Genomic DNA, 6553 nt, shown 5'->3' on the forward strand with positions numbered 1-6553 from the left:
GAATTAAATCACCATCTGTATCTTCTGGAGTTAATCCAACAGGATAACTTGTATCTAATCCGTTAGCAGCTTCAGCGTCTGCAGGGGCTATATAACCCGCTGTAGTTTGTGCTTCTACATTATCTGGAATTCCATCATCATCTGCATCTATATCCAAGTAATCTGGACCACCTGTGGTATCTGAGTTAGGAATTGGAAGTGGAGATGCTGCTGTAGCGTCATCCCAACCATCTGTTGTAGTGGTATCATCAAAACCATCTACAACGCCATCACCATTAACATCAAGACCACCAGCTTCTGTAGTATCTGTAATACCATCGTTATCAGAATCTATATCTAAGTGATTTGGAACACTGTCACCATCAAAATTATCGATTGGTAAAGGTGTACCTGGACCATCGTCTAGTGTACCTGTTGTATTATCATTTGGATCTACTAAATCTGAAAGTCCGTCTCCATCTGTATCTGCAATTGGACCTGTACCGATTCTACCATCGTTATCCGGATCAGAACCGCCAGCTTCAATTACATCTGGAATACCATCGTTTTCAGAATCTAAATCTATTCTATCATCTAATCCGTCATTATCCGTATCCGGATTTGGAATTGGTGTACCCGGAGTAGCAGGACCAACCGGGTCAACACTATCCGCAAGTCCGTCATTATCTGTATCGGTCATAAACGTATCAATGATACCATCACCGTCTCCATCCATACCACCAGCTTCAGTAGTATCCGTAATACCGTCGTTATCAGAATCTAAATCTAATCGGTCTAAAATTCCGTCGTTATCAGAATCTTCATCTGGTAAAGGCGTAGCATCAACACTGTCAGCAACACCGTTACCATCAGCATCAACAAAACCATCAACAGCACCATCACCATCAGCGTCTTCGCCACCGGCTTCTAAAGTATCTGTAATACCATCGTTATCTGCATCTAAATCTAAGTAATCAGGATTACCGTCACCATCGGTATCAATTGGATCAATACCATCTGTATCTGCACCAACTGCAGGTATACCTGTTAATGGGTCAATAGCTCCCGGAGCACTAAATCCAGTTGTAGTTTGTGCTTCAACCGTATCTAAAATACCGTCATTGTCACTATCCAAATCGTAAGCGTTAATTAGTCCGTCACCATCAAAATCGCCACTATTATCAGTAGTACCATCTCCATCTGTATCAAAAATATTGGATGTAGAGTTTGTTTGTACACAACCATTCAGTGGTGTACAAGGTGCACTACCTTCTGGACCATCTGTAGTATCATTATCCACTACATCTGCAAGACCATCATTATCTATATCGGTAATATTGTCTAAAACACCGTCACCATTAGCATCATTATTTGCTGCACCAAGTTCTGTAATATCTGTTATACCATCATTATCAGAATCTAAATCTAAGTGGTTAGGTATGCCATCGCCGTCGGTATCAAAATTGATACATACTCCGTTAGCATTTAATCCGCCACAGGTTGGAAAATCTGTGTCATAGTAGTTTGGAGTACCATCACCATCTAAATCATCATCTGGATCTGGTAAGCCCATTGTTGCACAATCCCATCCGTTTACACCATCAAAGGTAGCAGCGCAGAAATCGGGATCTTCATAATCTAAAGTTCCGTCACCATCTGCATCACCATTATAGACTTCAATAACATCTGGTATACCATCATTATCATTATCTAGGTTTAATGGAGCACCTGAAGTTACAGGTACTACAATTGTAAAGGCCTCACACTGGCAATTTGTACTAGAAGGTAAAAACTCTACTATAAAATTTGTACCAGAACAAGCTGCACCAGCGGTAGTAAATACAATTTCATCTGTAATTGTAGATAAGTTAGGAATAGCATCAGTTATTGTACCGGTTGAGATAGCAGTACCATCTATATCTCCATTTACATCTGCACAATAAACACTATAAGCATAGCCTGCATCTGCATCTAAAGCACTTGTATTTTCTATATCTATAGATAAATGATACTCATAATTGTTACTAGTATCTACAGTAAAAAAACTATCGTTAGCAGTACCTATTATGGTTGGCTTTTCTAATGGCATAATCTCATAAGAGAAACCAGTTGCTACTTGAAAATCAGGACAAGCATTAGAGGCACACATAATACCATTAACAGTTACGTAATTTACTATTTGTACTTCCTCAGTAGCATCACATATACCTTCGTTTGTAGTTATAAAATCAAAATTAAAATTTATTTTAGATCCTGCAGTAACTCCCGCTGGATAGTTTAATATAAGCTCTTGATGATCTCCTACAGTAGCTATGCTATTAAATGTGGCACCGTCTGCACTAGCAAAAGAAGAAGCTACATATTCTATACCAGATCTTAAGGTTATTTTTCCAAAATCTGCACTACCTGTAGTACCTCCAGAAATTGTAGTTTCTACATTAATATTATCTACAACTCCACAGCCTATTATTGGCGCACCAAAACCAGGAAGATTTATAGTACTAAACGCATTATAAGGAGGTGTAGCACCAAGTGCCTGAATGGAGTTAGAAACTATTCTAGATCCGTTACCAGCAGCAAGGTCACCACATGGCTCTTCTCCGTATACCTTAAATGTAAATTCAGAATTTGATATAAAATTACATTCTAACTGAATTTCAAGGTTAATATGTGCTGTTCTTTCATTAATTGAATTAATAGCAGGATTACCTTTTATACCATTTAGAGCAAGTATATTGGTATGTTCTAATAAATTTACTTTAGCAATACCATTTTCTATAGTAACAGTTACGGGCTGAGTGTCATTTGGGTTAGTTGACCCCTTAGGATAAGTAACATTTGTACTTACTATAGTGATACCACCGTTTCCGCCAGGGATAGCAAATTCTAATGAAGGAAATATTAAATCTGCTAACTGAGCACTAATAACATCTACTTCAATATTAAAAGGTGTGCATAAATTTTGTGGTGTGTTAGGTTGATTTGTTATTGCTACCTGAACTTGAGATCCTTTAGGTTCTAGGGTTATAGATGTAGAGTTTTGATAACAACTAGCACCTACTGCTTGAAAATCAGAAACATCTACGTTAGTGTCTGGGTAACCAGGATAACCTAAACAATCCCATCCGTGTTCAACTAAAACAGTAAGATCTGTACAGTCTTCAAAATCTCCTTTAAAACGAATAGATTTTGTAGTGTTAGATGCAATTGAACCAGCTTCTATCCAAGTTTTATTTCCGGATTGATGAAATGTTACAGGTGTTTCTGTACCACCTGATACACTAAAAGCACTTTTAATACTTATACCTGCTGGCACAGAAACTTGTAGCCAATTGTAATTTACATCTTGCGGACTTGTATTACTTATATTAACATCAAAATCTACAGTGTAAGCATCTCCATTTACAGTAGGAGAAGGAGATTGTATTAAAAATGTAGGTTGAGTGTATTGAAATCTGTTTGTATTTGTAAAACTTGCAGCTTCTGGAGTAGCATATGCAAAATCATCATAATTAATGGTGTAGTCATAATTAGCAGAAGCGGGTGAATTACAAGTACCCATAAATTCTACATAAAATCTGGGTTGTATTAAAGCACTTTGGTCACGATCTACATAACCAGGACCAGGAGTAATTGTTATTTGTCCGTTACTTTCTGATACAATAAACTGGCCGCCAAGACTTGAGTAAGCACCATTAAATTGAACAGAAGAAACATTACCTGTAAACCTAGCGCCTTCTGGTATATCTACAACGGTAGATTTCCACAGTGTCATAGGTCTATATTCATCTCCGTGCATATCACTAGGAGCCATATTATGTTGATAATACAATACTCCATTAGAAGGAGTACAGCCATTAGTAGACCTTGTTTGGTTACTACCATATATTCTAGGTCTAGAATAGTAAGCTCTATCTCCCCAAGTATCGCAACCAACTTTGTTAGGTTGTGTGTTAGCAGGGTAATCTGTAAAAGCAAAAAACTCTCCTCTTAAGCCACCAAGTTCAAAGTAGTCAATGTCTTTAAAATCTTTACTAAATTCAAAAGTTAATTCTATTTCTACTCTGTCCTTCTCTATAGCGTCACCTTCATAATTGTAAGAACCACTAATTAAACTTTTGTAAGAACTAAGATCAAAAGTTAATCTATGTTCAGTAGTCCCATTTGTAGTTAGTACAGGAGTAACAGTAATAGTTCCAGTTTGAGATGTTGTAGGTGAGTCATTAATTGTAATTTCTCCTTCTATAAAAGAAATAATATCCGGACCACCTGCAGCTAAACTTGCAGTATTGTATGTTAAATCAAAATATAAATTATCTAAAGAAATATTATTGATAGAAGCAGAAGTAGAAATTTTCATTCTGTCTCCAGCAAGATATTTATTAATACCATCTGTATTATCATCTAATACTACTTTGGTATCCATTGATGCGTCTGTCCAACCAGCAGTAATTCTGTTAGCATTAAACCCTTCAATAGCAGGGCCAACGCAGTTTCCTGGACAGTGAGTATAAATATCTACAGTACCACAATGTATATCTTGACTCCAGCAAACACCGCTAGTACCAGTTGCAGTATAATTAGTTTTGTAAGGAATAGATTGTACACCGTTAGGCCCACATGTAAAAGTTAAAGGAAACTCTACCCATTCTTTATATTCAGCTCCACTTATATTTGTAGTACTATATGTAATTTCATTTCCAGACTGCGTAAACTCTGAAGAGGCACCTGGTCTTAAAGACATACCTGCAGGAGCAGTAATAGTAATACTCCAAACAGAGTTAGCGTTATTAGATAACATAGGTTGGCCATTTACTAATGGAGTACCAACACCATTGGCTTGTATAGACGGAGCTATTCTAATTTCAAAATCTTGATTATTTACAAGATCTGTAGGAGCTTCAACTTCTGTAACGCTTCTATAATCTCTAATAATATTAAAGTAATTTAAATCTATACGCTCTGGTAATCTTTCACCTTTACATTGATCTTTAAAATAAACATCAAAATAAGTATGTTCCCAACCCATGTATTCTAATCTTCCTGTTCCACAATTGTCTTTAGGTGTAATAGCAAAATCAAAAGATATTTCTGTAGAAGCACCTGGGGCTAAATCATCAAAAAAACCATCGTTATCTAAATCTTCTAGTCCAACACCAGGACCATCAGGATCTGAGGTAAAGAAGTTAGGAGGTAAAGAAAGAGTATTACCAGAACCTCGAGAAGAGTAACTGTCACTAGGCCTACTGGTAGGCGAAAAACTTGTTGTTCCTACTTTAAAGTTAGAAACATTTCTAGTGTCATGATAATCAAAATCCCATAAAGGATTATTATTTGCAGTAGATATAGGGGTAGAGTTTGCGCCCATTCCTAAGTTAACACCAACGTCTAAAGCCATAGAGCCAGCTGTAAGTTTTGTGTTTTCTAGTTTAACAGTATAGGTTACCGCCTCACAAAAATCTGGTGTTGTGGTTCCTATTTTAGTTAATGTAATATCTGGCACGTTTGCACCAAAATTTAAAGATCCTGTTTGCGGTGCAGCAGCTTGGCAAGTTTCGCCAACATTACATCCCCAGTAAGCGTTATGAATAATTGCAGTATCTATACAATCATCTACTCTAAAGGCTTCTTGTAAAACAATTACTTCGCCGTTATCAAAACAATTATCATTATTGCCAACATCTCCAACAAAAGGAGCTACGTTTAAATCTATATTATATGTTAAAATTTGACCAACTTTAGATATAGGAGTCAAAGGCGTGCCTTTGTATGATAATGTATAAATATCATCTACATCTTCACCTAAATCTACATAGTAAGTAAAAGTTTCAGTACAACCATTACCACCTTGTGCTATTGTAATATCTCTGGTATATGATTCTCCTACGTTTGAATTTATAGTTGAAATTGGAGAAATATTTAAAGAAGCAGCTAATAAAGCATATGAAGATATGTTGTTGTCATTATCTGTAGCAGAATTTGCACCACCAGCATCATTAAAATTTATAGTATGCGCATCCTTAAAAAGTCCACCAGAATTTAAAAGCGTAACAGCATCACAATTTGCACTACGTTTAAATTCAAAGTATACTTCATCACCAACATTCCAGTTAAGATTTGGATCTCCATTTCTGTGTAATGTAAAGACAGGATTATTTGCTGTACCAGCAACACCTATTTCATAAGGATTTACAGTAATGGGAATTCCATTAGAGTCTACCTGAGATGTTATTACAACAGTACCGGTTTCGTACAAGACGCCGTTTGGTAAGTTAAACGTAATACTAAAATTATTACAAGATGCATTTTTACCTTGTACTAGTACACGCTCCAAAGAATTGTTTACGCCACCGCAAGTGGCCAAGTCTTCAGGAGTTAGGGAAACTTTATATCTGTTATCATCTATTTGAGCATTAAGATTTACAGCACTTAATGTTAATAAAATAATGAACAGGAAAAAGTTTTTGAATACTTTTTTCATAAAATAATGATTAGATTTTTTTCCTAAAAAGAAAGGAAATGGTTTAGTGTTTTTGTGATTAACTTATTTTTATAAGCAAAATCACGTGTTATT

The 6553-nt window shown here is 36.1% G+C and carries 1 pseudogene; it reads right to left on the reverse strand.

The features are described from left to right. Positions 1-5482 (reverse strand): annotated as a pseudogene (locus ACSHXM_RS20375) (hypothetical protein); the annotation flags it as partial. Positions 5483-6553: the final 1071 nt, after the last annotated feature.

The organism is Paraglaciecola sp. (assembly GCF_051252315.1).
Lineage (GTDB): Bacteria > Pseudomonadota > Gammaproteobacteria > Enterobacterales > Alteromonadaceae > Paraglaciecola.